Origin of the sequence: Burkholderia sp. M6-3 (genome assembly GCF_050858985.1) — a bacterium.
Lineage (GTDB): Bacteria > Pseudomonadota > Gammaproteobacteria > Burkholderiales > Burkholderiaceae > Paraburkholderia > Paraburkholderia caledonica.
Genome location: NZ_CP110091.1, coordinates 813712 through 839630, shown reverse-complemented (window position 1 = coordinate 839630; position 25919 = coordinate 813712). Strand labels below are relative to the sequence as shown.

Sequence of the window (25919 nt, the reverse complement as noted above, 5' to 3'; positions counted from 1 at the left end):
TGTTCTTCTGCGGCGTCCCCTCTTCGGTGAGATGTTGTCGCGACTGTTTCCATGATCACGCGTCCTCCAGTCTGGTCGTCTTCACCTACTGTTCCTGGATTCACCTTGCGCAATAGCTACTTGTTCAGTTTCTCAGCCTCGCTCGGCTCCTCTTTCGGTTTGTAGCGCGGCGTGGGCTGTGGCAGCAGAAAGAAGGCGACGCACAGCAGTGCAATGGCCACTCCGATGCGCGACGCCGCGATCACGACGGGAATTGCAGCGATCTGGACCAGCGTTGCAACGCCGTAGCGGCGTGTCATCTGCTGAAGGAAATCGGGCGCGAGCCGTTCGTCCATCAGCCGGCGGCCGGGTATTGCATAGAACCACTTCGCCATCCAGGTGCAGGCGGTCAGGGCAAGACCGGCAACCAGGGTCACTGACGCGACGGGCTCGAAGGCCGTGCCGAGGTGGAAGCACCAGACGCGGATTGGATAAGGAATGACGACGATCGCCAGCAGGAACAGGAGGTTGATCACGCCGAACCAGTGATCACTCTTCGCATAAATGCGACCGGAATAATGGTGTTGCAGCCAGTACGCCCCGATCACGACGTAACAGAGAATGAGCGCGAGAAATTCGCGCCATTGCTCCGCCATGGCGCGTGCCAGGTCGCTGTAGCCATGCGTGCCCTCGGGAGATCCGGGGACCTTGATCTCGACGATCAGCAGGGTCAGCGCGATCGCGAAAACCGCGTCGCTGAATCCCTCGAAGCGGTCAAGTCCGCGCTCGGCTCCATGCGTTTGCGCGTCGGTAGATTGGTTACGCTTATTACCTGGCATCATGTGAGTCCTTTCGCGCAAGCCGGAGCCGCTCTTCCCGGCACACCATGCACAATCCTTGTTCGACGATCTGAATTACATCCTTCCATGGGAAGGTTGCAAAATAAGCATCGAATTGTCCGCGACCAAGTATGACGGCTTTGGCCGCCAATTGCCTATGGCTCGAGTGCGTGACATGTCCAATTGCGCCTGCCTCGCGGCAAGAATGACAAACACCGCTTCGGAAGAAAGCGGGCAAGGAGACCCGCCTGGAAGGCGTCGGTGCTCAAGAAATTCCGCATGCTGCCGTCAAAGCGAAGGGTTTCCCTCCGCGGCCCGGGTTATAGTGGCGCCCGCCGCACTTGCGACTCTTCTTCCAATGCAAACGACGCTTGTCCACCTGCCGTCCACGCCCCGACACAAAGTTATGGCCGCGGTTGTCGCCGTACTGGCGATTGCCGCCGCCGCTCTGGTCTGGCCGTATGCCAAAGATCCGGGTCCGGTCGTTCCGCCGTTTCTCCCGGTGTTCTCAACCTTGGTTACGTTGACCGAAGCCCTGACGGCCCTGCTGCTGTGGACACAGTACGCGGTCTCAGGCAGGCTGCTGTTCGCGGCGCTCAGCGGCGCATATTCGTTCACCAGTGTCATCGCCGCCATCCAGTTGCTCGTCTTTCCGGGCGTGTTTTCGCCTACCGGCCTGTTAGGCGCGGGACCGCAGACGGCGGTATGGATCTGGGTTTTCTGGCACGGCGGCTTTCCCGCGTTGGTTACAGCATCGCTGTTCGCCCGGTCGGTTCCCGCGAGCATGGAACACCGCGCTCGTGCCAGAGTCGTCGCAGTTGGCGCCGTCGGTGTGGCGGTTGGACTGTGCATCCTCGCCACCGCGGGACAATCTCACCTCCCGCCTTTGGTCGCGACATCCGGTTCGTACACCCAGTTGTCGGACAGCCCCGCAGGGATCATTGTCGAAGCGCTCTGCCTCGCGGCGCTGGGGCTGCATGTGTCGACAACCCGCGTGCGCTCGTTGATGGACTTGTGGCTCGCCGTCGCGTTGGTCGGTGCGCTCATTGACGTGACGCTCACCCTTTCGGCGGGCGCGCGATACAGCGTCGGATGGTACGCAGCGCGTGTAGCTTCTATGGTGTCATCAAGCGCCGTACTCGGCATGCTCATCTACGAGACTACGGGCCTCTATCGGCGACTGTCCGAGACGCACCGGAAACTCGTTGAGACCTCGGCACGCGACGGCCTCACCGGTGTTTTCAACCGTGCTTATTTCGACGACCGGTTCGCGCATGAATTTTCACTAGCTTCGGCAAGCAAACAGCCGTTATGCGTCCTGCTGCTCGACGTCGACCATTTTAAGCAGTACAACGACACGTATGGACATATGGCCGGCGACGACTGCCTGAAGAGGGTCGCAGGGGCGCTATCAGGCACCCTGCGGCGGCAGGGCGATTTCGTCGCGCGCTACGGTGGCGAAGAGTTCGTGGTGGTTCTGCCGACGTGCGAACCGGCGGCGGGACTGCGCGTCGCGCAGTCGCTAAGAGCTGCTGTCGAGAAACTTGGGATCAGATCGGCATCACCGACCGGGGCGCCCGTCACCGTCTCGGTCGGCCTCGCCAGCACGTTCCCAAATCCGGCCGAATCGGCGCCCGCCCTTTTGGGGCAGGCAGACACAGCCCTATATCGAGCGAAGGCAAACGGTCGCAATCGGGTGGTCGATGCTATGGACACTGCCGAGCGGCAGTCGTTCTGCGAAAGTGGCGCTTCCCATCGTTTCGGTCATTAGAAGATTCTCGGCCGCAACCTTGAGGCTCAATCTTGCCTTTCCGGCAGGATCTGCGCACTGATCGTGTGTTCCTTCCAGAACATGTTGTGAATCCTCGAACGAAGCAGGTTCAGCGCCTCAGACGAGAGGTCGCCGAACCTGAGCAGCGCGATGGGTTGTCCGCTTCCCGCGGGCACGCGTTCGATCGAATCGAACGGAGGGAATCCGTATCTCTGCAGGAACTCGTTGATTTCGTCGTCACGCACGTTTTCTTCGACGTTACCCAGTAAAAGTTGAGTCATGGTGTTTCCTTTCCGAAGCCATGTCAGGCCATGATGTTGACGCCGCCGTCGACATACAGCGTTTCGCCCGAAACCCGACGCGCGTAGGGGGTTGCGAGAAACGCGCAGGTATAGCCGACGTCCATGATGTCGACCAGCTCGCCGAGCGGCGCGCGCTCGGCCGCCTCGTTGAGCAGCAGGTCGAAGTTCTTGAGGCCGGAAGCCGCCCGTGTGTTGAGCGGACCCGGCGAAATGGCATGCACGCGAATGCCCTTCGGTCCAAGCTCGTAAGCGAGATAGCGCGCACAGGCTTCGAGCGCGGCCTTAACCGGCCCCATCACGCTATAGTTCGGCACGACCTTGTTCGCACCGTAGTAGCTCATCGTGAGCAATGTGCCGCCCTTGTCCATGAGCGGCGCGGCAAACGCCGCCATGCGCACGAACGAATGACACGAAATGTCCATCGCGCGCGCAAAGCCCTCGGCGGAGCAATGCAACAGCCCGCCTTGCAAATCGTCTTTCGGCGCCCATGCAATGGAGTGCAGCAGGATGTCGAGACGTCCCCAGCGCTGCCGGATCTGCCCGAATACCGCTTCCAGCTGCGCCGCGTCGCCGACGTCGAGCGGCAGGAACAGATCTGCTTCAAGCTCGCTCGCCAACGGCTCGACATAAGGCCGGGCCTTTTCCGTCGCGTAGGTGATGGCCAGATCCGCACCAAGCTCGCGAAACGCCTTCGCGCAACCGTAGGCGATCGAATGTTCGTTGGCAATGCCGGTGATCAGCGCTTTCATGCCCGCAAGTACCGGGCGTGATCGATCAGTGTCGTCGGGTGACATGGCGTTTCTCCTTCATTCGAGGACCGCTCGCGTATGGCGCGCGATCATCAGCTCTTCATTAGTCGGGATAACCCACGCCGCTATCCGGCTCGACGCAGTGGTGATGAGGGGAGCGCCCTTGCCGTTCGCTTCGGCGTCGAGCTCCGCGCCGAGCCACGCTGCATGCCGCACCACGCCCTCGCGGATCGCCGCTGCATGCTCGCCGATTCCCGCCGTGAGAACGAGCGCGTCGATGCCCCCCATGGCCGCAGCAAGCGAGCCGAGTTCGCGCGTGATGCGGTAGATGTAGAGCTCGATGGCGAAACGGGCGTGAGGATCGTCGCTTGCCAGCAGCGCGCGCATGTCGCTCGATACGCCGGACACGCCGAGCAGCCCCGAACGGCGATAGATCAGATCCTCGACGGCACGCGCGTCCATGCCGAGTTCTTCCATCAGGTAGAGCATTACGCCCGGGTCCAGGTTGCCGCAGCGCGTGCCCATCGGCAAGCCGTCGACGGCCGTGAAGCCCATCGTGCTAGCCACGCTCTTGCCCGCGACGAGCGCGCACATGCTCGCGCCATTGCCAAGGTGCGCGACGACAGTGCGTCCGCTGGCTGCTCTCGTATCGACGTCAGGCAGCACGCTCGCGATGTACTCGTAGGACAGCCCATGAAAGCCGTAGCGGCGCACGCCCCGGCTGGTGATCGACGCAGGCAGCGCGAACGCCTGTGCCACCTCCGGTTGCGTGCGATGGAAAGCCGTGTCGAAACACGCCACCTGCGGCACGTCCGGTTGCATCTCTTCGAGGATGCGGATGGGCTTCAGGTTGTGCGGCTGATGCAGCGGCGCAAGCGGCGTGAGCTTCGCCAGCTCGTCCACTACGGCGGGCGTGACTCGCACCGGACCGCTGAAGTGCTGGCCGCCGTGCACGACGCGATGGCCCACCGCGACGAGTTCGTGTCCTTCGCGGTGCTCACTCAGGAACGCACCGATGTGCTCGAGGCCTTCGCGATGATCCAGCTCGCCGCCGTCGCTCCATTCCCTCGCATGCTTCTCGCCGTGACCGTCGACGGCTTCAAACCGCGCACTTGACGTGTACAGGCCGTCGACCTGCCCATGCACGACCAGTTCGAGCGCGTCGCCCTCCTCTTCGAATGCGGAAAACTTGATGCTCGACGAGCCGGCATTCAATACCAGAATCACGTCTGCCATGGCGTCACCCGACGATCTTAGCGGCGTCGCGCCGCGCAAGCGCGACGCGCACCGCCACCGCGCACGACGCGAGCCGCGTAATGAGCGAATCGGCACGGCTCGTCAGGATGATCGGCACGCGCGCACCCAGCACAATGCCGGCCGCGTCCGCGCCCGCGAGGAACGAGAGACTCTTGGCGAGCATGTTGCCCGCTTCGAGGTCCGGCACGATCAGGACGTTGGCCCGCCCGGCCACGGCCGAATCGATCTGCTTGATGCGCGCTGCCTTGGGGTCGATGGCATTATCGAGCGCAAGCGGGCCGTCGACGAGCGCTCCCGTAATCTGCCGCCGGTCCACCATCTTGCACAGCGCGGCGGCTTCGATCGTCGAAGGCACTTTCGGATTGACGGTCTCCATCGCCGAAAGGATGGCCACGCGTACCTGCGGAAACCGCAGCGCGTGCGCGAGGTCGATCGCGTTCTGCAAGATGTCAGCCTTCTCCTCGAGAGTCGGCGCGATGTTCACGGCGGCGTCGGTCACGATCAGCGGGTCTGCGTGCGCAGGCACGTCCATGACGAAGCAGTGACTGATGCGCCGGCCGGTGCGGAGCCCGGCATCGCGCCGAACCGCCGCCGCCATGAACTCGTCGGTGTGAAGGCTACCTTTCATCAGCGCCTCGGCTTTGCCCTCGCGCACCAGTTGCACGGCGGCTGCCGCCGAAGCCTCACTGAACGGCGTATCGACGATCGGGTAATCGCCGATCGACAGGTTGCACTGCGCGGCAATCGATTCGATGCGCGCGCGCGGCCCGACCAGAATCGGTGCGATCAGACCTTCCCGCGCGGCTTCCACGGCGCCTTCCAGCGAGCTCCTGTCGCATGGATGGGCAACAGCTGTGGGTATCGGCGCCAGCGTCCGGCAGTGGCCAATGAGTTCGTGATACTTCGAGTGTCTGGCTTCCATGGCGGATCCGTTTACGAAAAGAGTGGCACGTTCACGACGGCGCACGCTCGAGCCCCGCAACAGGGCGAGCTGCCGGCGGCCCGCCGAGCACCGCGCGAATGCGCTGTAACGCCTCCCATCGCTGTGCGGTCGGCGTCACGCCTTTTAGGCGCTCGTCAGCCAGCAACCTGTCCATCAACGCCAATAGCCGCTCGCGGTCTTCCGGTTTGGCGAGCAAAGCCGGCAACGTCGCAATCGCCTGCTGCGGCTCGTAGGTGGCAACCAGTTCCTGTTCGCCGCGGATGCGCCGCCACTCGTCGAGCGGCAAGCTCGGCAGATATTCCGCGTAGCTGTCCACTACCTCCCGCGCCGTCGCAAGCAGCGCAAACGGCAAAGGCTCTCCTTTGCGAGCGAACAGAAGGAATGCCGTGCGCGCGACCGCTTCGGCGTAGCCGCCCTGCCCGATCGATGCAAGCGCGTCCTTCACGAAAGGGAGCTCGCGCGGATCGTTGGAGACGGCCGCGGCTGCTTCGCGAGTGCGGTGCCGATCAGCGAAATGGGTCAGCCAGGGATGGGTGTAGACAGCAAAGAACAGCGTCTCGGCCGCGGCATCGCGCATCGCCCGGTAGTGATCCAGCGAGGCGCTGATGACTTCCGCTCCGCGCTGCTCTGCCTCGCGCCACGGCCCGATGTCGCTGTTCTGCTGCCTGTTCGCCCTGACCGCGCTGGCCATCGGCTGCAGCCAGGCAAGCCACGGATTCAGGTCCGAAAAGGCCCAGCGCTGAAAGCGCAGCGGATGAAATTCCCGCAGCAGATGCGCTGTGGTCTCGTTCGACGCCAGTTGCACGTATGGCTGGGCGAACAGTTCGTAGAGGCGCTGGTTGAATTCGGAAAGCTCCGCCACGGCTTCAAAAGGCTTTTCGTCCTCGCGCCCGAAGCGGTTTAAACGGCGGACGACTTCCTCGAGACGATGCTCGACGAACGTCACCTCGTAGGCAACCTTCCCGTCGGCGCTCTCCGCCTCCTCGATTAACATCGCGTACAGGCCCGGTGCGAGCCTCTCGATTGTCTCGAGCACGTTGACGATTTGCGCATGCTGCTTCTTCGCCACCTTGCCCGACACGAACACGCCAAGATGTCCGGCCTCCTCGTCCATCAGACCGATGATGACCTGGCCACGCGCCTTGATTTCCTCGGTGCTGCCGTAGAGGTCGGCTACCCAGTTGAAGGCTTGCTGCGGTGGCGTAATGTTGTCGCCCATCGAGGCGAACAGGATGATCGGCGAGCGGATATCCCGCAGGTCGAACGCCTTGCCCGAGGCGCCACGCACTTCGCCCGACCAGAGCTTGTTCCCGATGAACAGGTTGCGCGTTATCCACTCGATCTCGTCGCGGTTCATCAGGTAGTAGCCGCCCCACCAGCGCTCGAACTCCAGGAAACGCGGCGACTCTGTATCGATGTCTCTGTAAAGGTGGTAGTACTTGTCCCACAGCGTGTTGGCGGGGTTCAGATACTCGAAATTTTGCACGAGGTGAGCGCCGTCGAACTTGCCGTTACCGAGATCCGATGAGAACGACGCGAGCCAGGTGCCGCCCAGTATGCCGCCAGCGTAGCGCATCGGATTGTCGCCCGCGCCTTCGCTGAACGCGCCGCTCCAGTAAGACATCGGTGTGCCGTTGATCACGATCGGTCCCGTGTCTTCTGCAGAGGAACTTGCGAGCATCATCGCGGCCCAGCCACCCTGACAGTTGCCGATGATCGCTGGTTTGGGGCTGTCCGGATGCAGCGCGCGCACCTTCCTGACGAACTCCTGCTCGACAGCGCAGACGTCGAGCAAGGTCTGGCCGGGCTCCGGATTCTGGAAGAACACAACAAAGTAGACGGGATGGCCCGCGCGCAACGCTACGCCGACCTGCGAATCGTCCTTGAAGCCGCCGATCCCTGGGCCATGGCCGGCGCGCGGATCGATGATCAGATAGGGGCGCTTCTTCGCGTCGATGGCCACGCCCTCAGGCGCTTTAATGCATAAAAGCGCGTAGTTGACAGGTCGCCCGAATTGCCTGCCGTCGAGCACGATCTCATAGTCGAAATGCAGCGCGGGCTTGAGGCCCTGTGCAGCGCTCTCGACGAAGCCAGTGCCGCGCTCGCGCAAGGTATCCCAGAACAGAATGGAGCGTTGCGCAACGTCGACGGCGTAATGCCATGTGTTCCACGGGTTGAATCCCGATGCGAACGTAGCAATGCCCTCGTCAGAGCCGGCCCCGCCATCCAGGGCTCCATGCAACCGTTTCTCATACCGCGCCATCGCGTTCTGCACACGCTTTTGCAGCCCGAGCAAGATGTTTCCGGCAACTTCCTGACTGCGCACCGATTGCGTGGCTGCGTCCATGACACGATCCTCCATTGCGAAATTGATCAAGGCCCGGCCCGCGGCCGCCCCGGTGTTTGCTCACGGGCTCGCCCGTCTGTGCGTACACCGCAACTCGTGCAGCATGCTCCTGCGCCATTCGCGAGCTATGACACAGGTCAAACGTGGCCATATTTCGACACCTCGACCCAGCGCCTGCAGGTTGGACCGGGCGCTCCGCGCGAATGTCGACATGGGGACCAAGTATTGAACCTAGACCCATACTTGACTATATCATCATTACTGAGCACAACCTCATCTATTCCGGTGGCCGAGCTGAAGCGGTTGAAAAAAGTGGACGCCAACATTCCGTAAAATGAAGGACTGGACGTTTTAGTAAATCGAGTCCCGAAGGCTGTTTATACGAAGGAATGTCGTGAAGAGGCCGTGAAGTTGGCGATAACCGATGGTGGGCGATAAGAGGCTGCGCATCGATTGTCGAAAGCCGGCAGGCTGGCGCACACTCGTCAACCTCAGAGGCCGTTGACGGAAAGTGAAGCTAAACTGACGCCGGTCAAGCGTGCGCTGGCTGAACCTTGGCACCGCAACCTGCGGCCGACGCACACTACGCGTAATCAGTGCGTCGCTCCCCGCGCCGCCCCCTGTGGTCGCTGCGCCTCCCATGCGGCGACTGCCCGATCCAGATTGAAGAACATCCGGTCGCGTCCGAGCGTCTCGCCGAGCGGTGAACGCTGCACCATTGCCAGCACGCCCGGGTTGAGACCAACGAGCCAGAGGGTTATGCCCTGCCTGCGCAATTCCTTTTCCGCTTCCGTCAGCATCTTGAGCGCCGTGTACTCGAGATCGATTACGGCGCGCATGTGAAGCACGACAGTCTGTGGATGAGTTCGCTCGATCAGCATGCGGATCTTCTGGCCGACATGCTCAGCGTTAGCGAAAAAGATAGGTCCTTCCGGCCTCAATAGCAGGAGTTCGGGAAAATCCTCGTCGTCGGGGTGTTCCGCGGATACAGGACGGTACACGTTCGTGCCAAGCTTGCGGCGCAGCACATATACCGGTGGGTCGGACGTCTGGTGAGCAAGCGCCAGGAGCGACACGACAATGGCGACGAGGATGCCCAGCAGAGTGCCGAAGAGCACTACGCCCGAGAGCGCGACCAGTGCCCACACGAACTCTGTACGTCGCACAGCGACAATCGCGCGAAATTCCGAGGGCTTGATCAGGCCGACCGAATAGACGATGACAACCGCTGCCAGCGTGGCCTGTGGCATCAGTCCGATTAACGGCGCGAGCAGAAGCATCGTGCCGAGCGCGACGGTAGCCGTGACCAGTTCGGCAAGCTGGCTGCGAGCCCCTGCGAGTCGGTTCACGGCCGTCTGGGTCGTTCCTCCGCCCGCCGGCATGGAGCCCAGCAGCGCGCCTCCCCCATTGGCAAGACCGATCGCCAGCAACTCCCGGTTCGCCTGTGGCGTCGGTTCGCCGGGCGCCAGGAACGCTCGCCCGGACGCGATCGTTTCGGTAAAACTCATCAGTGCAATGCCGGCGGCAAATGGCCCAAGCGACGCGACGAGCGAAAGGTCCGGCATGGTGAAGGAAGGGAAGCCCGTCGGCACGCGGCCGACAGTGTCGACCCCGTGAGACTGCAGGCCGAACAGGCCCACGGCGAGGATCCCGCAAGCCACGGCAACCAGCGGCGCGGGTGCGCGCGGAAAGAAATGCCCGATTGCCACCAGAATGCCCACCGTCATCGCGCCCACAGCGACTGTCGTCCCTGACGCGTGTGGAATCCCCGTGACGATGGCTAGTACATTGTGGAAGAACGCCCCCCTCGGAAAGTGAATGCCGAGCAGCTTCGGCAACTGATCTAGCACGATGACGACCGCGACACCGGCCTTGAACCCGGTCAGCACAGGATCGGAGATGAAGTTGGCAACGAATCCCAACCGCAGGAGCGCGGCGAGCGTGAGAATAGCCCCGACCATTAAGGTCAGCGTTGCAGAAGCTCTCAGCAGCTCTGCCGCCCCTCCATCGGGGACTACCTGGGCCAGGGCCGCCGCGGTGAGGATGCCGATCGTTGCGCTGGTGCTCACGCTTAGCGGCCGCGACGATCCCAGGAACGCGTAGATCACCATCGGAAGAAAGGCGGTATACAACCCGACCTGCACGGGCAGCCCCGCGACCGTCGCGTATGCCATGGCCTTCGGAAGAACGACCGCTGCAGCGGTCACACCGGCCATGATATCTGGCTTGATCCACTCCTTCTGATAGTCGCGGACCCATTCCAGCACCGGAATGCGAACGCCGGCAGCGGGATGTGTTGATAAATCGCGTCCCATAATCGAGCGGACTCCTTAGCATCGCGTGACGGGCAGTGAGCAAGTTCAAAGTGTTGCTGCGACCATTCGGACGCCCGCATCGCCCGAACATGTGCTACCCCGCAGTCATCAGGGCAACCCGTGCAGCCGATGCGAAACCCTGTCGATACAGCCGAGAGAGCGCCAGAAAATCGCGCTTGCCGAGCACTCATGCTTCATGCCTTTGGCGTATAGAACTGCCCGACCATGGCGCACGCAACTATGTCGTTCTGGTCGATAACGGTCGACGCGCCGGCCTTCGCTAGCAACATTCTGCGAAGATCATTCTCACCTGACACTACGATCTGGAGCCCGGGGCTTAGCGTGTGCGCCACCAGCGTGATCTCCAGATTGCTGTTCGGATCGGTGCCCGTCAAAAAAAGCGCACTGGCGGTATCCAGCCTCGCACGTTCGAGTACGTCGTCGAACGTGCTCTGATCGCCCAGGATAGCCATGTATCCCAGTCCGGACGCCTTTTCAGCCTGCTTTACGTCGGTATCTAGCACGAGCACCGTTGCTCCCAAATCCCGCAGCCGGGCGGCGACCACCTGGCCGACCGGACCAAACGGACAGATTGCGACATGGTTGCTCAGCGTTTCCAGCTTGTGCTCCATGGTCCTGTTCTCCCAGAAAACCATCACGTCGTCGCCCGACAACATCCCTGTCAACTGGCGCAACGCGTAGCCGGCAACCACCACCGTTGCCAGTATGGCGACCAGCATGAATCTCTTCTGGTCCGGATTGAAATCCGAGAAGTCGCCTAAAGTCGTAACGAGGTTGACCGCATCCCACAAGGCCGTGAACATCTTCGTGGGCAACGGCGAATCCGAGTGGTCGAGCAGCACAAGCCCTGCCGACGATCCCAGCGACACCAGAAACAACAAGCCGAGCGCGAGGCGTGCTCTGCGCCGCCATTCCTTGATACGCAGGCCGCCAAGCCGGGGTTCTTCGATCCGGTACATCCCGATCGTTCCTCGAATCCGTTCTTCGAATCGCAGTTCGAAACATTCGGAGGGAGCACCTGGCACACCATGCTCGCCATCCGACCCGTTTTGCCGAATAGATCATGTCAGCCGGGCCCGTCAGCGGAAAGGGGACTCTGGTCCTGTGCGAAGACGCGATGCAGGAACAGGAAGGGGACTGGGCGCGTCATCGGCGATTACAGTGGGCGCTCATCAATCTCCGTTCCTTGCGAGACCCAATGTGGCATCGCTCAGAATTTCTCGGGCACATACCTGAAATGATGGTCCGATTCGCGATAGCCCCCCGCCTTCTGTCGTGGTGGCAACGACACCTTCTCCCGCGGAACAGTCTCGTACGGAACCACGTTGAGCAGGTGGCTGATGATGTTCAGGCGCGCGCGCTTCTTTCGGTCCGCCCGTACGACATACCAAGGCGAGAAGTCAGTGTCGGTCATGCTGAACATCGCGTCGCGCGCCCGCGAATAGTCGTACCAGCGGCGGTAGGACTCGATGTCCATTGGCGAAAGTTTCCAGATTTTGCGCTCATCGTGAATCCGGGCTTCGAGCCTGCGCGTCTGCTCTTTCTCGCTGATTTCGAGCCAGTACTTGATGAGGATAACTCCGGAATCGATGACGGCACGCTCCACGAGCGGTGTAGTCATCATGAACATCTGCACATCCGCCTCCGTGCAGAAGCCCATGACCCGCTCGACACCTGCGCGGTTGTACCAACTGCGGTCGAACAGCACGACTTCCCCGGCCGCCGGCAGATGCGGAAGATAGCGCTGCAAGTACATCTGGGTCTTTTCCCGATCCGTGGGCGCTGGAAGCGCGACCACCCGGAAAACTCGCGGGCTCACGCGTTCGGTGATGGTCTTGATCACCCCACCCTTTCCCGCGCCATCGCGCCCTTCGAACACAATGCAGATCTTGGCACCGCTCTTCACTACCCATTCCTGCAATCTCACCAGTTCGGCATGCAATAGAGCCAATTCCTTCTGGTATGCCTTGCTGCCCAATTCCTTGTTTCCTGGCTTGTTGCCCGATTTGGAACCGGCGACCTGCGCCTCCTTCTGGATCTCAGACATTGCTTTGTCCTCCAAAACAACCGTCAACACGTGCCTCACTGCAACAGGCGTTGGCGCCGATCAATCGAGCGCCAGCACCACGCGTCCGTCGATCTCCCCCTTCAGATCGGCGAGCACCGCGTTCATGTTTTCCAACCGGTCCCGATGAATGCGTGCGCGTACACGGCCATCTGCGGCGAACTCAAGCGACTCCTGCAAGTCGCGGCGTGTCCCGACAATCGAACCACGCACGGTGATGCCGTTGAGCACGGTTGCAAATATCGGCAAGAGGAAATGGCCCGGCGGCAACCCGTTCAGCGCCACGGTGCCGCCGCGGCGGACCACGCCGAGCGCTTGCGCAAAGGCGCCGCGCGATACGGCGGTCACGGGTACGCCATGAGCTCCCCCGATCTCCTTTTGAATGACCTCGTCCGGATCGGTAGTCGACGCGTCGACTGCTGCGACGAAACCGACGCCTTCGTGACGGGGGATGAATGGCAACGTCGGCTTAACGGGCCAATCACCGTCAGCTGCATGCAGGTCGGTATGGCGAACGCGCGGCGCCTTGATATTGACGAAGATCTGACCCGAGCCCGGCGTGGGCACCTGGACCTCCTGGACGCGTAGCGGTTCGCCAAATGCGTCCACGGCCGCGGCCTTCATCAACTGTGCCATGGGACTCTCCGACCATCCTCCGTGACTGCAGTATGCATGCGCGAACACAATGCGGCTTGACATAGGTCAGTTGGCCTCGAACCCGATAGCGAAGCGAGATGATGTGTGTCTGGATTAAGGCGCCGTCCCGCGCATTTGCCCGCTCCGAACGGTTTAGGCACTTCTTCGATCTATTTTTCTTAGCTAGCCAGTGTAGATAACAGATGAACCACGCCATCGGATTTGAAGTGCAACACCCGACCCTGTGTAGGGTGCGCCGATGAAAAAAACTTACCAAAAGCTTGAATCCGAGAACGGATGGCGATCGCCGGCATAAGACAGCTGGGTTTGGGGGATGCACGTTAAGCCGATCGCTTTCTTGGCGCGTTCAGCGATGTCGCCAAACGCGCCGGCGAACTGCTCGGCGTCGGTCCGACAGCAACAAGAGTCGGCCGCCTGAGGCCCGCCGCGGAACGCGGCGATACGAGTAGCGGCTCATCAGTTCGCATCCGGCTTAGCTCGACCCGCAAGCGTCACGCGACCCAGCGACGCTTCCATGGCAGTTACTTGACTACAACGGCCATTCGGTTGCAGCGTCGGCCGGTGGATGCTCAGCCAAAAAACTAACGGTCAGCTGTCTGCGTTAGTGAGGCAGCTTCAGCTGGCCTTATTGGCATTGGATGTCCGCAATCGTGATGTAAGAGTTCAGCGTGCGCAAGTATTCGCGCACTGACAAAGGCGACGGAATGCGACATCGCACTGATCTCTCCGTCCGACGCTTAAATTCTCCAAATTGCTGCCGATATAACGAGAGGGTCCGCAGACCGATTCGTGGCCCCGTCCGTTCACTAGCACAATGACCAGAACAATATGACCAATCCGAGAATACTTGCCTTACTCGCGCCATTGACCATGCTTGCTGCATGTTCGGTCGTCGCGACACCTTATTCGCCTTCCGTTGAAAATATCCAGACGCTCAAGAGCGCAGCGCCCGTGCACGCGCGCATCGGCGACTTCAGCAGTCTGGATGGCGGCAACAATCGCTACCCGTAAGCCGTGCGCGCAAACGTGATGCGCTCGCCCGTCGGCAATTCGTTCGCGGAGTACCTGTCGAATGCTGTTACGCAGGAGTTGAGGCTCTCCGGCACGCTTTCACCGTCCGCATCGGTCGAGCTGGATGGGGTACTCCTCGAAAACAATGTTGATGTTGGCATCGGCACGGCTACTGGGACGATTGCGGCCCGTTTTGTCGTCAAGCGCGATGATGCCGTGCGCTACGACCAAGTGAAAACCGTGCGCAGCGAATGGGATTCCTCGTTCGCGGCGGCAATCGCCGTGCCGAGAGCTACTCAACAATATCCGCTGATCGTGCAGAAGCTTCTCGGCGAACTCTATTCCGATCCGGCGTTCATCAGCGCCATCCGCTAATCCGTCCATTACTTCAATCAGGAAATTTTTTCATGGCATTCAGCAAAGTATTCCGCGCGGCATGCGCGGCCAGCGTGATCGCGCTTCTGTCGGGTTGCGCGCACGACATAACGATCTCGGGCGACAACGCCGCGCTCGTTTCGAAGACAGTTGCGCCGATCGACAAGACGGTCGGTCTCGTCATCACCGACGAAGAGCGCAACAAGGAAGTCGTCACACCGGGCGGTGGCGGCGACAAGGTCGCCTACAAGCCCTATCACGATCTCGAACTGCCGATCTATCTCGAACTGAGCAACATCTTCAAAGACGTCGTCAAGCTGAACACCACGCCCGACGCGGCGACCTTGCGGTCGAAAAACGTGAGCTACATCGTGATCCCGACGATTACAACTACCTCGTCTTCGCCGAGCCTGCTCACTTGGCCGCCGACCGACTTCACGGTGACGCTCGAATGCACCGTGACTGACCCGAGCGGCAAGATCGTGGCGAAGAAGGCAGTTACGGGCTCGGGCCACGCTGAATTCAGCGAATTCAAGCGCAACTTCGGACTGGCCGCTCAACGAGCCACGCTCGACGCCGTTCAGAAGATGCAGTCGGCGATGCAGGAAACCGCCGAGCTTCGGTAGTAATCGGGCGCGTTTGCGAATGTGCTGCCCGGGTAATCGGGCATTCACGTTGGCACTGCCGTTGTTCGGCGCGCTGTGGGACCGCTGGAGTCGTTTTAATTCGAGGGCGGCGAGTGGCCGGGCCCGGAGTGCGCCGGCCGTTCGAGTGGCCGCCCTATGATTCAGGCGAGCACCAGAAACTGGCCGTCTGGCGCCTAACGACAGAGCGCGACGATCGCCACGGGCGCGGCCTCTCATGCAAAGACACAAAGCGCCCCGAGGACGACATTGACCTGCATGTCCATTACGGGACAGCTTCCTGAGTACGACGGCCATTCGAAGCACGAGTCCGATCTACGGCTGATCCGCCCAATGGCTAGCTGAAGCATATATCGGTGCCACCAGCCTGGTCAGCAGGTGAACGACGGAAAACGGGGCATCTGCACGGCGAAGATCGTCCCGCTCTCCGTAGATTGGACCTGTATGGCAGAGTCGTGACCAACTGGCCGAGACGCGCGCCGTCCTACCTGGCGACAAGGTCGCCCGCAAGACTCACTTTGATGAGTGCGTCCGGATATGCCCGGTCTTGTGCGCGTGAAGACGAACAGCGATGACAGCGATTTCTGCGCGAATGCTACCAGCTTCACGTGGGGCCAAGCGTTCGTGGAGGCTGGCAACGTGAAGGTAAATCGTATGGTCATGATGCTTGGGCCGACCGTGCTAACCATCAGAAAGCGGACCACCGTTTGAGGGTTTACGACATTGGGGTCGCCTCTAACGTGCCAACTAGAATCATCCATATGCCGATCATCCATGCGCGTGTTTAATGCGAGTGGATAGCGTCGACTCCTGGATATGAATCGCAATAACTGTCCCTCACGCGAATAGTGACTCAAGAAAGAAGGCCGCCAAATAGTCAATGAGGCGTGGCGAAAAAGAAAAAGGCTCACTGCATATCGTGCCCCGATTTCCTTGTTCACTAGGGCGAGGAAATGAAATGTGTGAATTGACTACAACATCGCGTTGGTACCGGGCGTCAGGACGTGCGATCCACATTACAGTTCAGAGTGCCCTGTCTCTCGCAGCAGTCGCTGCGCTGTTGTCCAGCGCGCCCGGTATCGCAGCGGGCACCTTGCCATGGATGAATGCGGCCCTTGCGCCTGGCCAGCGCGCTGCATTGCTAGTCGGTGCAATGACACTCGATCAGAAGGTGGAACAGTTACACGGCCAAAGTGGGCCGATCCCGGAAGTACCTGCGTGCGGCAGTAGTACGCGTCATATCCCGGGTATTCCGTCCTTAAGCATACCGACCTTCCGGATTACAAATGGCCCTGTTGGCGTGGGCGCGGGAGATTGCGTGCCACAGGATCGGGCGACGGCATTGCCGATGTCGATGGCGCTCGCCGCGAGTTTCGATCCCACACTCGCATGGGCATATGGGAACGTCGTGGGCCACGAAGCGCGCATTCTCGGCCTGCACGTCGTCGAGGCTCCCGGTATGAACGCCATTCGCGTCGGGCAAGGCGGCCGAAACTTCGAATACCTCAGTGAAGATCCCGTTCTCGCGGGCGTCATGGCCGAAAACGAGATCCGCGCTGAGCAGGCGAACGGCGTCATTGCAATGGCGAAACATTTCCTGCTCAACGAGCAGGAAGCGAACCGGGGTACCGTCAGTGTGCTTGTCGACGATCGCACGCTTCACGAGATCTATTTGCTCCCATTCGGGGTCTCTATACGACGCGGCAACGTCGCGTCGGTGATGTGCTCCTACAACAAGATTGGTCCAACGTACGCTTGCGAAACGCCTCACACGTTAAATGCCATTTTGCGCGGCGAGGTGGGCTTTGCCGGCTACGTTCAATCCGACTTCGGCGCAACTCACTCAACCGCGCCGTCGATGGACGCGGGTCTCGACCTCGAAATGCCTTCGGGTATCTGGTTCACGCCAGACAATGTTGGCCAGGCGCTCGCGACAGGTGCACTGACAGTATCGGCAATCAACCAGGCGCTGACCCGTCGCTATACCCAGATGTTCAGGGCCGGAATCTTTGATCGCCCAGTCGTCCGAACGCCGCTTGATTCTTCAACGATCCAGACTGACGGAGCGGAAGCTCGCCTGGTCGGTGAACAATCTGCTGTGCTGCTGAAGAACAGCGGTAATCTGCTGCCACTGTCAAAGTCGATCAAATCCATTGTGATTGTCGGTCACAATACCTATGTGGATGGCGCATTGAGCGGCGGCGGGGGGAGTTCGAACGTGCTGCCGACCTACACGGTAACGCCGCAGCAAGGGATAAAGAACGTCCTCCAGCAGATCGGTTCCGGCGCGACCGTGAAGGTGCTGGCTGCAGCGAACGACGGCAGCATGGATGCCTCCGTCGCCTCGGCTGCAGCATCAGCCGACGTCGCGATCGTGATGGCGGGCGTCGTCACCAGTGAAGGCAGTGATCGTCCAGACCTGTCATTGCCCAAAGGCCAGGACAAACTGATCGCGGCCGTCGCAAGTAGCAACAAAAGGACCGTCGTGGTGTTGAAGGACGGTGACCCGGTCTTGATGCCGTGGGCAGACCAGGTTCCTGCCATTCTCGAGACCTGGTATCCCGGACAGGAAGACGGAAACATCGTCGCACGATTGCTGTTTGGACTGGTGAATCCCTCCGGCAAACTGCCGGTCACCTACCCGAAGCTGGCGACGGATACCCCGACGAGTACACCCGACCGTTATCCCGGCACGTCAGGGCCGAATCCTGTGGTGCAGTACTCGGAGGGCCTTCTGTTGGGTTACAGGTGGTACGACTCTCGCGCGATCAAGCCGTTGTTCGCTTTCGGTCATGGCCTGTCGTACACGTCTTTCAAGATCTCTGACGTAAGCGTTGCGCCGGGTGGCTATACGGGTAATGGCCCTATTCAGGTCCGTTTGTCTGTAACGAATACGGGGCTGCGCGAAGGCGCGGAGGTAGCGCAGGTTTATCTTGGGTTACCCCGGAAAATCGGCGAACCCCCAAAGCGCCTTATTGCTTTCCAGAAGGTGTCTCTCAAGCCAGGAGAAAAGCAAAACCTTGTGCTGACCATCTACCCCATTAATGCTTTCCATGCACTTAGCTACTGGGACAGTGCCTCGCAAGCGTGGACGATTGGCCCGGGGACTTATACGGTCTATGTCGGCAATGCATCCGACAACATCATCGCTCAGGCTACTTTTACGGTAAATGCCGCAATGCGCGATACGGGCGACGGAGACGATAACGTAAGCCGTGATCCCGATCCGTTCGGATGGGATTGGGCTCAACGGCAATGAACGCCCATGTGTTATGCCGGAACGCTTTGCACGCTCGCGAGTCATCATTTGGACTGTTGTAACGGGAGCCGTTGGCACGGCATGCAGGGCAAGCGCTAACGCGGAAGGTGCGCAGGGGAATGGCCTCTTTCGACGTCGGCGAGCCGTTCGAACGTCTCCGCTTTCTCAGAATGAACGACCGGAACTAGCCGCGAGCCGTCGCAGGTCTACCGGCGTAGCCCAGTTGCACTACTCTGTCGCAGAGCCGCAAACCTGTGGCGCCAGTCGCAAATGCTCTGGCGCTCTAAGCGAGACGGAAATCACGCGTCCGAGTTGGCACGAAATGTCCGCACATCAGGCGTAAAGCCACCACAGCTTGTGCGTGCGCGGCCGTGGCGGAAATTGGCATCGCACGCCAGGACGAGGTTGAAGCGCACAACTGCGTGGCCGGCAAGGTCAGGTGTACCGGTACCGATTTCTCGCAGCGTGCCGAGCGCACTGCATCGTCCTAGAATTAAATAATACGGGGCGGGGGCGACATGAAACACGGACTGGTACTCGGGCTGCTGAGCGGTGCGCTGCTGGTCGGTTGCATGTCCGCCGGGGTCGAAGTGAGGCCTGAACAGATGGCGACCTTCAGGCGTGGCGTGACGACGGTTCAGGAAGTGACGGCCACGCTCGGCCCGGCATCAGTGCAGACCGCTCTCGACGATGGTTCGATGCTGCTCGTTTACACGTATGTGACGTCGAGGCCGCACCCCGAAAACTACATCCCGTTTATCGGGTCCCTGGTCGGTGGCGCCGACACCCACACGTCGGCGGCGGTGTTCCTGTTCGATGCGCGCGGCGTCCTCAAGAGTGCGAACACCACCACCTCGAACGTCGGAACGGGCCTGAGCACCGAACTGCAGCACAGAGCCCCGGCGCCAATTGTTGCGGCGCCCGTCGCGGGCAACAGCAATCCGCCGACCGCCGTGCAGAGCGTTGAGCCGCCCGTCGTAGTCAAGAACATTTCGCCGGCCACCGTGGAGAGCGTCGAGCCACTTCCGGAAGAAGAGGACCATCCATCACCGGAAAATAGCGTCGAACCGCCGCCAGAACAAGGCATGCAGCCGGCTGTGGGCAGGTAGGGTCGAACCCAGCCGTCCGCGGCGCGCGCTGAGCGTTCTGTCGTCATGCCGATCGCAGTTGCGCGGTCGAAGGCGTCGACGCGCGGTCAGGCAATCCTTCCTACTGTCGATGTTCATCGTTGAACTTCACAACCCCCGATATGGGGCTTTGCGGCGACCCCGTCCGACGAACACTTGATCCACGGTACCAGACGGCGCCCAATGTCGGCCCGACCCGTTCGGTTGGGGGTGTGCGGCTTCTGCCTGGCGACCTCGGCTAGTGCCTCCGTGAGCGCTTTCTTGAAGCGGAGTCGCGGATAGAGCGCGACTTCCGGCTGCCTGTGATCGGCACGCAGTGCTAACTTCCCGATAGGCGCGATCTACGCAACGCTGCTCCCGGCTGTGCGCGGGGCCCTGTGCAGAGCAGTATGTACAACACGTGGGGTGGTTCCCGATTCAGGCCTTCATACGGCGCAAATGGCGTGTACTACCGCGAAGTTGGCGTACGCTGACTCATATTGCGGATCGCGTTGTTGCCATCGAGCGACACCTCCTATCACACGATAGCTGCCGGTACACGAAATGGATTAACGTCTGAAAGCGACGGTAGAAATATTCACAGTAAGCATGTCGCTAATACGGGGCGTGAAGTGTTCCAATGAACCTGTGAGCAGTTCAATCCGGAGTCTCTGATGAAAAAGTCCCTGATAGCCGGCGCTGCGCTAACCGCCTTGGCAGGCGTCGCGCACGCGCAGAGCAGTGTCACACTGTATGGTCTGATCGACGCAGGCCTGACCTACACGAATAGCCAGATCAGCGGGACAGGATCGGGCGGCCACAGCAACTGGCAGATGACCAGCGGCGGGATCCAGTACAGCCGCTGGGGGCTGCGTGGTGCGGAAGATCTCGGCGGAGGATTGAAGGCGATCTTCACTCTGGAAAACGGCTTCAACTTGAACAACGGACAGATGGCGTCCAGCAATCGGATCTTTAATCGTCTCGCTTACGTGGGAGTGTCGAGTCAGGACTTCGGCACACTGACGCTGGGACGTCAAACCGATGGCATGGTCGACTTCGTGGCGCCGCTCGCATTGACCGGCACCGAGTACGGCGGGATTCACTTTGCCCATCCGTTCGATGTCGACAACCTCAACGATTCGTTCCAGATCAACAACTCGGTTAAGTACATGAGTCCCGAATATGCCGGATTCAAACTGGGCGCTTTGTACGGTTTTTCGAATCAGGCTAACGGCTTTGCAAATAATCGGGCGTACAGTGTCGGTCTTTCGTATATGTGGGGGCCACTGAACTTCGGCGCTGGATATCTACACCTGAACAACTCCGCCGCAACGCCGGCGCAGATCAATACCGGTGGTGCGGTCACCGATACGACCGGCTCCACGCTGTCCGGACTGTTGACGCCGACACCTGTTCCGTTGGGTGCACTGGCTAGCCGGCAACAAACATGGGGAGCGGGCATCAACTACTCGTTCGGTCCTGCGGTAGCCGGCTTCGTGTACAGCCAGACGAATTTGACCCAATTGTTCCTGACCGGCTTCAGTACACACTTCCAGAACTATGAAGGGAACATCCGCTATGCGCTGACGCCCGCGGTAGAACTCGCGGCCGCTTACACGTACTCGCGCGCGGGCGGCAACGCCGGTGGCGGCGCCCCGCACTGGAATCAGGTAAGCGCGTTGGCGGACTACCGCCTGTCACGACGCACGGATATCTATCTTCAAGGTGCTTGGCAAAGTGTGAGCGCCAGCTCGAGCTCGCCACTCGGCGTTGCGTGGATCAACGGTGTGAGTGCTCCATCTTCCACGACTAACCAGGTACAAGCGACCGTCGGCCTACGCCACCGTTTCTGAACGGAAGCATCGATCCCGTATGCAGCAAAACGCGTAGGGGTGCGGAATGCGCGCCACGCGCGAGTGCACGCACGGCGAACCGGCAGCGTCACAGCGAGCCGGCCGGCGGCATTCGCGCGCCCCCGTTGTCCTGAACTGGTTGCGATTGCGCGCGCCGGCCGGTGGTATTACGGTGGTCCGCACACCACGGCCGTCAACAAGAATGGCACCACCGAACGTACCGTCGCTTTGCTACCTGCTTCGCGCACGCGGGTTTCGATCGTCTCCCGCGGGCCCGATAGTACGGCGCCGTATACCGGACCGGAAATTGCCTGCCCACCGCCTTTCCTGAACATTGGGTCGTGGAGCTCATAGCCGAGCACCGCGTAGACCGGAAAACCGAAGGCGCTCAGATCGCTTCCGGAGATGGCGCGAAATGCGTTCACGGAATTGGCTTCGACATGCATTGGAGTGGGAGCGATCGCGTGCTCATTGACGAGTTCCGTGATGAACTCGTGCGGCGGCTGTTCGCAGTCGAATTTTGCGTCAAGCGCTTCTGCGCCGAAGACCGACGCGAAGAGCGCCGCATTGGACAGAAGCGCGACGCCGACAGCATTGCGCCAGTACCTTGCACTGCGAGAAAGATTGAACATCGTCGCCGACTCGATCGAAAGTATGGTCCAGGCTGGTGCAAGCGGGTTGGTCCGTCGGAGATCGGAGCGGCACGCGGAATCCTGCTTTCATGCACGGTGCGACCAGCTTGCGCAAACGAATTGGATCGTCGGAGCGCACGCCGGTTCACGACGGCAACGCTGAAAAATACACGCGAGTTCGCTCTTCATCGGCCTGTCATGCGGCGTGTTCCTTCGCTCTCGCTCTGTGCAGTGAAAATGCCCGGGTTTATCTGGCGGTAAATCGCTGAACGTCGGCGGGAAAAGCAAAGAATGAATGAAGCATGTTGCGCAATGGCGATCCGGTTGTCTTCGATGTTGTCGCTTTCTGCTGCCCGCCCATTGAGATAGATCAACGGAGCGAGGAACCGCACCAGCAGTCCGATCTGATCACGTTATAGAGCAACGCCTTACGCTGCGGCGACGCTTCCACAAGGCTTTTGAGTTGCAAGACTGCCGTATCCGATTCAGACTGAATCCGCGCGCGCAGCACGGACCAGTTCAATATCGCAAACCACAACGATGGCGCGCGATAAGTGAAGTCACGTTCAAAACGGGTTCCGCTCACGGTCGACGTCAGCGAATAAGTGACCGTGCCGGCCGATCTGCCGTCGATCTTTCCTGCTATCACCCATTTGCTCGGCCGAACACGTGCAGCGACTGTCCAAACAACCCGGCCGCGCCTCCCCGCCACCCTGAACTCCTCCGTCACCTGCTCGCCCACATCGAGAGAATGGTCCACCGATCCGCTGACCGCGAGCGAAGACGGATGCCAGAGTGGCCAGTGAGCCGGCGTCGTTACATAGTCGAACACTTCCGAGGGCGGGCGCTGTATCGACGCAACGGTAACGATGCGCGTATCGAACTCGAGCCGCTGCGGCAACGGGAAAAAGAGCACCGCAACCGCGACGAGCACCCCCAATATTGCGGTAACGAACCGTGTACGGGTTTTCATAGTGCCTCGTGGCCTTCGCTGTAACAGGCGAAGCTATTTTACGGCGGAGTACTTGGGCCGACGATTGGCGGTGCCCCACCCTAAGCACAACTAGACGAAGACGAGCCGGGAAAGCGGACGTTCAACGTTTGAGTCGGAGCGGATGTCGATTTTCGTGGAATCTCATCGAGATTCGCGGCGCGGAAGGTACCCGTGCTCGTGCACTATTTTTGTGGTTGCTGCCTCAGCAGCCTGGGCGTTCCCGCATCGCTCATCGGTCCGTCGACGGAGCGTGCGGTCAGAACCGACGTTCCAGGAGTGCCGTGCTGCAGGAGCGGTTTTTGCTGCGCGGGATATCGTCGGGCGCATCGTACGCCGCAGACATGCGCGCTTTGTCGATCACTAGTGCTAGTGAGATTTTGGCGGGAGGCGAAACCGCGGCCAGTTCTACAGTCGGAGTGATGCTGCTTGTGTACGTTGCTCCGCCGAGGAGACGACAGTGACAACGAAGACTTTGGCCCGGCGGTTAGCGCCGGCGTTTGTATTTGCGATCGGCCTTGCCGGGTGCAGCGGTAGTGGCGATTCGGCCGGAACGTCGGCAAAGGCGGTAGCCAGCTCCGCGAGTCTCACCTCGGACAGTGCGTCGGCCCCTTCTGCAATCGTCAAGCTTCAGCGCTACAAGATTGACCCGGCGAAGGTGTTCGTCGCAGGTATCTCGTCCGGCGGTTTCGCGGCAGTGCAGATGCACGTTGCCCACTCTTCTACTTTCAAAGGAGCCGCTATTTACGCTGGCGGGGTGTATTGGTGTGCAGGCACCGGCGGAGCCGCTACGGCTTTGGCAAACTGTGGCGGCGAGACGCTTCCGACGAATCAGGCGTCGTATAACAGCACGCTGGTGCCATCCGAGGCGTACCTTGACGCGCAATCGTCCCTCGGGACCATCGACCCCGCAACGAATCTGCGTGGACAGCCGGTCTATCTGTGGTCCGGCACACTGGACGAAGTCGTCAATCCACGTGAGATGGCCGACCTCGACTCGGAATACGCACATTACGGAGCGAATGTTCATTTTGACAATACGTTTCCCGCCGAGCACGGCTGGGAATCGCCTGACGGCGAACTTGCGTGCGGCACTCTCGGAAGTCCCTACATGGTGCGCTGTTCGGCCAACGGCGAAGTCTACGATTCAGTCAAGACGTGGTTGACGATGTTCCTCGGCCCATTGAAACCGCGCAAAACCGGAGCGCTGACGGGTACGCTGTCTTCATTCGATCAAACGGAGTTCGGGGCGTCCGCAAACGTTTCGATGAGTTCGACAGGCAGCGTTTTTGTTCCCCAAGCCTGTGCGAAGGGTGAAACGTGCGGATTCGTGCTCGCTCTGCACGGCTGTCTGCAGGAGGCGTCACTTATCGGAAACCGCTGGGTCAGCGAGGCCGGCATCAACGAATGGGCCGACACGAACAAGCTTGTGGTGGTGTATCCCGACACGAGCGCGTCGTCTGCGCCGGGGCCGACCAACCCGAACGCATGCTTCGACTGGTGGGGCTACTCCAATCAATACGACCCGAACTACGCACTCAAAAGCGGTCTGCAGATGTCCGTGCTCTACGGGATGGTGCAGCGCGTGACAGGCCGACCGTAGGGTCGTCCTGGCGGTTCGACCGGAGCGCCGATGGCCGCGGACAACACTCAGTTATCAACGGAACGGGTTTTCGGTTTAGTTCAGTCCGCCGTCAGCTAAACCGTTTCCACTGGTGAAATTCCATGCAGCAGGCTGCGCCGACGCTCGCGGCTTAATGATGAAATGGGCGTTCGAGCGCGATCGGCGGTGGTAACGATTTGCCCACCAACGACGTGAATCAACAGATCGTTTCGCGTGCGAGTATGGCGCGCCGATGCCGCTCCAAGGGAAATCCCTGCCCTATTGTTCCCATTGAGTGGGAATATCATTTTTGCAAATCGAGAATGGTCTGGCATTCTGCGGTCATGATAGGTCGCGGGCGGCGTGATGGTGAACGTTGAACAGAATGTGACAGGGGCTGAACGGGTGTTGCTGGTGCTGGCCGCGCTCGCCAGTCATGGCAAGGCGATGTCGGTTAAGGACCTGCTAGCCGTAACCGGGCTTGCGCAAAGCACACTGTACCGTCAGATCGCACTGCTCAAGCGCTGGGGTTTCGTCGCCGAAAACGCTGGGTACTACGCGCCCGGTCCGATCAGCTTGCAACTCGCGCTTGGCTTCGATGTGAATTCACTGCTTGTCGAAGCGAGCCGCAGTGAGATGCAGCAACTCGCGCGCGCGTCGCAGGAAAGCATTGGGCTGGTGGTCGCGGTCAGGCATCAGGTGATGTGTCTTGAGATGGTCGACAGCCAGCATTCGTTGCGCTGCTCGTTCGAGAAAGGCCGCGCCGTGCCTCTCAAGGCGGGTGCGTCGGCGAAATGCCTTTTGGCATTCATGGCCGGCAGGGCACGCGCTGAAGTGCTCGACATCGTGTTCGACAACGACCCCGTCGGCCGGGCCGCGATCGAAGAAGAACTTCAACAGATTCGAGCCCAGGGTTACGCCGTTAGCGACAGCGAAGTCGACCCGGGCGTGTGGGGCGTCAGCGCCCCCATCTTTCATCACAGTGGACGCGGCACCGGTAGCGGCGCGTCGATCACGTTGATGGCGCCATCAACGCGCGCCATCGGACGAGAAAGCCAATTCATCGACGGGACGCTACGTACGGCCCGCGCCATTTCCGAGCATATGCAAACCGACTAGCGGGACGAAGCGTTTTCAATTGCGTTCTTCGATTCGGGTCTCGACTTAACCGCACGACTTGATAAAACCACAAGGAGCCTA

21 protein-coding genes and 1 pseudogene are annotated in these 25919 nt (G+C 60.6%); 10 read left to right on the top strand and 12 right to left on the bottom strand.

All coding sequences use genetic code 11. From position 1 onward, the window contains the following. Positions 1-116: 116 nt before the first annotated feature. Positions 117-821, bottom strand: a complete 705-nt coding sequence (locus OH764_RS21095) for a TMEM175 family protein (RefSeq protein WP_498850641.1) — start codon at positions 819-821, stop codon at positions 117-119. A gap of 403 nt (positions 822-1224) precedes the next feature. Here OH764_RS21095 and OH764_RS21090 point away from each other — a divergent pair, with 403 nt between their 5' ends. After that, positions 1225-2589 carry a sensor domain-containing diguanylate cyclase gene (locus OH764_RS21090; RefSeq protein ID WP_498850640.1) on the top strand — a complete coding sequence of 455 codons (1365 nt, stop codon included), beginning with the start codon at positions 1225-1227 and terminating at the stop codon, positions 2587-2589. 26 nt (positions 2590-2615) lie between these two features. Here the strand turns inward: OH764_RS21090 and OH764_RS21085 are convergent, their stop codons facing one another. From OH764_RS21085 to OH764_RS21065, 5 genes are read right to left on the bottom strand one after another with little or no spacing between them, the layout of a single operon-like run. Further along, on the bottom strand, positions 2616-2870 hold the full coding sequence (locus OH764_RS21085) for an RNA-binding protein (protein ID WP_498850639.1): 255 nt from the start codon (positions 2868-2870) through the stop codon (positions 2616-2618). A gap of 23 nt (positions 2871-2893) precedes the next feature. Continuing rightward, on the bottom strand, positions 2894-3685 hold the full coding sequence (fabI, locus tag OH764_RS21080; RefSeq protein WP_498850638.1) for an enoyl-ACP reductase: 792 nt from the start codon (positions 3683-3685) through the stop codon (positions 2894-2896). Positions 3686-3697: 12 nt separating this feature from the next. Beyond that, positions 3698-4876, bottom strand: a complete 1179-nt coding sequence (locus tag OH764_RS21075) for an acetate/propionate family kinase (protein WP_498850637.1) — start codon at positions 4874-4876, stop codon at positions 3698-3700. A gap of 4 nt (positions 4877-4880) precedes the next feature. Continuing rightward, on the bottom strand, positions 4881-5819 hold the full coding sequence (locus tag OH764_RS21070; RefSeq protein ID WP_498850636.1) for a phosphate acetyltransferase: 939 nt from the start codon (positions 5817-5819) through the stop codon (positions 4881-4883). Between the two features lie 31 nt (positions 5820-5850). Continuing rightward, positions 5851-8187 (bottom strand): DUF3141 domain-containing protein, encoded by a 2337-nt coding sequence (locus OH764_RS21065; RefSeq protein ID WP_498850635.1) that lies wholly within the window; start codon positions 8185-8187, stop codon positions 5851-5853. A 342-nt stretch (positions 8188-8529) separates the two neighbouring features. Here OH764_RS21065 and OH764_RS21060 point away from each other — a divergent pair. Next, positions 8530-8739 (top strand): annotated as a pseudogene (locus tag OH764_RS21060) (IS3-like element ISBvi4 family transposase); the annotation flags it as partial. A gap of 41 nt (positions 8740-8780) precedes the next feature. On the opposite strand, the gene OH764_RS21055 reads toward OH764_RS21060, so the two are convergent. The 4 genes from OH764_RS21055 to OH764_RS21040 form a co-directional block, all read right to left on the bottom strand. Next, positions 8781-10502: a SulP family inorganic anion transporter gene (locus OH764_RS21055; RefSeq protein ID WP_498850634.1), complete on the bottom strand. Its 1722-nt coding sequence runs from the start codon at positions 10500-10502 to the stop codon at positions 8781-8783. A 194-nt stretch (positions 10503-10696) separates the two neighbouring features. Next, positions 10697-11482 (bottom strand): potassium channel family protein, encoded by a 786-nt coding sequence (locus tag OH764_RS21050; RefSeq protein WP_498850633.1) that lies wholly within the window; start codon positions 11480-11482, stop codon positions 10697-10699. Between the two features lie 251 nt (positions 11483-11733). After that, on the bottom strand, positions 11734-12570 hold the full coding sequence (gene ppk2 / locus OH764_RS21045) for a polyphosphate kinase 2 family protein (RefSeq protein ID WP_498850632.1): 837 nt from the start codon (positions 12568-12570) through the stop codon (positions 11734-11736). Positions 12571-12630: 60 nt separating this feature from the next. After that, complete coding sequence (locus OH764_RS21040) at positions 12631-13224, bottom strand: MDR/zinc-dependent alcohol dehydrogenase-like family protein (protein ID WP_498850631.1); 594 nt, start codon at positions 13222-13224, stop codon at positions 12631-12633. Positions 13225-14073: 849 nt separating this feature from the next. Between OH764_RS21040 and OH764_RS21035 the strand changes: the two genes are divergently transcribed. The 6 genes from OH764_RS21035 to OH764_RS21010 all read left to right on the top strand — a co-directional run bounded on the left by OH764_RS21035 (position 14074) and on the right by OH764_RS21010 (position 21493). After that, complete coding sequence (locus OH764_RS21035) at positions 14074-14256, top strand: hypothetical protein (RefSeq protein ID WP_498850630.1); 183 nt, start codon at positions 14074-14076, stop codon at positions 14254-14256. A gap of 18 nt (positions 14257-14274) precedes the next feature. Beyond that, on the top strand, positions 14275-14631 hold the full coding sequence (locus OH764_RS21030) for a hypothetical protein (protein ID WP_498850629.1): 357 nt from the start codon (positions 14275-14277) through the stop codon (positions 14629-14631). A gap of 32 nt (positions 14632-14663) precedes the next feature. Further along, entirely contained in the window at positions 14664-15257 is a 594-nt protein-coding gene (locus OH764_RS21025; protein WP_498850628.1) for an energy transducer TonB, read from the top strand. 976 nt (positions 15258-16233) lie between these two features. Next, complete coding sequence (locus OH764_RS21020) at positions 16234-18534, top strand: beta-glucosidase (protein ID WP_498850627.1); 2301 nt, start codon at positions 16234-16236, stop codon at positions 18532-18534. 518 nt (positions 18535-19052) lie between these two features. Continuing rightward, positions 19053-19643 carry a hypothetical protein gene (locus OH764_RS21015; protein WP_498850626.1) on the top strand — a complete coding sequence of 197 codons (591 nt, stop codon included), beginning with the start codon at positions 19053-19055 and terminating at the stop codon, positions 19641-19643. 671 nt (positions 19644-20314) lie between these two features. After that, positions 20315-21493: a porin gene (locus OH764_RS21010; protein ID WP_498850625.1), complete on the top strand. Its 1179-nt coding sequence runs from the start codon at positions 20315-20317 to the stop codon at positions 21491-21493. Between the two features lie 167 nt (positions 21494-21660). On the opposite strand, the gene OH764_RS21005 is transcribed toward OH764_RS21010, so the two are convergent. Then, entirely contained in the window at positions 21661-22125 is a 465-nt protein-coding gene (locus OH764_RS21005; RefSeq protein ID WP_498850624.1) for a hypothetical protein, read from the bottom strand. Between the two features lie 370 nt (positions 22126-22495). Then, complete coding sequence (locus OH764_RS21000) at positions 22496-23098, bottom strand: SRPBCC family protein (RefSeq protein ID WP_498850623.1); 603 nt, start codon at positions 23096-23098, stop codon at positions 22496-22498. Positions 23099-23576: 478 nt separating this feature from the next. On the opposite strand from OH764_RS21000, the gene OH764_RS20995 reads away from it, so the two are divergent. Together OH764_RS20995 and OH764_RS20990 are read left to right on the top strand one after the other, a co-directional pair. Continuing rightward, positions 23577-24719 (top strand): extracellular catalytic domain type 2 short-chain-length polyhydroxyalkanoate depolymerase, encoded by a 1143-nt coding sequence (locus tag OH764_RS20995; RefSeq protein ID WP_498850622.1) that lies wholly within the window; start codon positions 23577-23579, stop codon positions 24717-24719. Between the two features lie 366 nt (positions 24720-25085). Beyond that, positions 25086-25838, top strand: coding sequence for an IclR family transcriptional regulator (locus OH764_RS20990; RefSeq protein WP_498850621.1), 753 nt, complete (start codon positions 25086-25088; stop codon positions 25836-25838). The last annotated feature ends 81 nt before the right edge of the window (positions 25839-25919 follow it).

Coding starts and splice junctions, on each gene's coding strand:
- OH764_RS21095 (WP_498850641.1), bottom strand. CDS start 821: ATGATGCCAGGTAATAAGCGTAACCAATCTACCGACGCGCAAACGCAT.
- OH764_RS21050 (WP_498850633.1), bottom strand. CDS start 11,482: ATGTACCGGATCGAAGAACCCCGGCTTGGCGGCCTGCGTATCAAGGAA.
- OH764_RS21065 (WP_498850635.1), bottom strand. CDS start 8,187: ATGGACGCAGCCACGCAATCGGTGCGCAGTCAGGAAGTTGCCGGAAAC.
- OH764_RS21000 (WP_498850623.1), bottom strand. CDS start 23,098: ATGAAAACCCGTACACGGTTCGTTACCGCAATATTGGGGGTGCTCGTC.
- OH764_RS20990 (WP_498850621.1), top strand. CDS start 25,086: ATGGTGAACGTTGAACAGAATGTGACAGGGGCTGAACGGGTGTTGCTG.
- fabI (WP_498850638.1), bottom strand. CDS start 3,685: ATGTCACCCGACGACACTGATCGATCACGCCCGGTACTTGCGGGCATG.
- OH764_RS21020 (WP_498850627.1), top strand. CDS start 16,234: ATGTGTGAATTGACTACAACATCGCGTTGGTACCGGGCGTCAGGACGT.
- OH764_RS21035 (WP_498850630.1), top strand. CDS start 14,074: ATGACCAATCCGAGAATACTTGCCTTACTCGCGCCATTGACCATGCTT.
- OH764_RS21070 (WP_498850636.1), bottom strand. CDS start 5,819: ATGGAAGCCAGACACTCGAAGTATCACGAACTCATTGGCCACTGCCGG.
- ppk2 (WP_498850632.1), bottom strand. CDS start 12,570: ATGTCTGAGATCCAGAAGGAGGCGCAGGTCGCCGGTTCCAAATCGGGC.
- OH764_RS21015 (WP_498850626.1), top strand. CDS start 19,053: ATGAAACACGGACTGGTACTCGGGCTGCTGAGCGGTGCGCTGCTGGTC.
- OH764_RS21075 (WP_498850637.1), bottom strand. CDS start 4,876: ATGGCAGACGTGATTCTGGTATTGAATGCCGGCTCGTCGAGCATCAAG.
- OH764_RS21010 (WP_498850625.1), top strand. CDS start 20,315: ATGAAAAAGTCCCTGATAGCCGGCGCTGCGCTAACCGCCTTGGCAGGC.
- OH764_RS21085 (WP_498850639.1), bottom strand. CDS start 2,870: ATGACTCAACTTTTACTGGGTAACGTCGAAGAAAACGTGCGTGACGAC.
- OH764_RS21005 (WP_498850624.1), bottom strand. CDS start 22,125: ATGTTCAATCTTTCTCGCAGTGCAAGGTACTGGCGCAATGCTGTCGGC.
- OH764_RS21055 (WP_498850634.1), bottom strand. CDS start 10,502: ATGGGACGCGATTTATCAACACATCCCGCTGCCGGCGTTCGCATTCCG.
- OH764_RS21090 (WP_498850640.1), top strand. CDS start 1,225: ATGGCCGCGGTTGTCGCCGTACTGGCGATTGCCGCCGCCGCTCTGGTC.
- OH764_RS21030 (WP_498850629.1), top strand. CDS start 14,275: ATGCGCTCGCCCGTCGGCAATTCGTTCGCGGAGTACCTGTCGAATGCT.
- OH764_RS21025 (WP_498850628.1), top strand. CDS start 14,664: ATGGCATTCAGCAAAGTATTCCGCGCGGCATGCGCGGCCAGCGTGATC.
- OH764_RS21040 (WP_498850631.1), bottom strand. CDS start 13,224: ATGGCACAGTTGATGAAGGCCGCGGCCGTGGACGCATTTGGCGAACCG.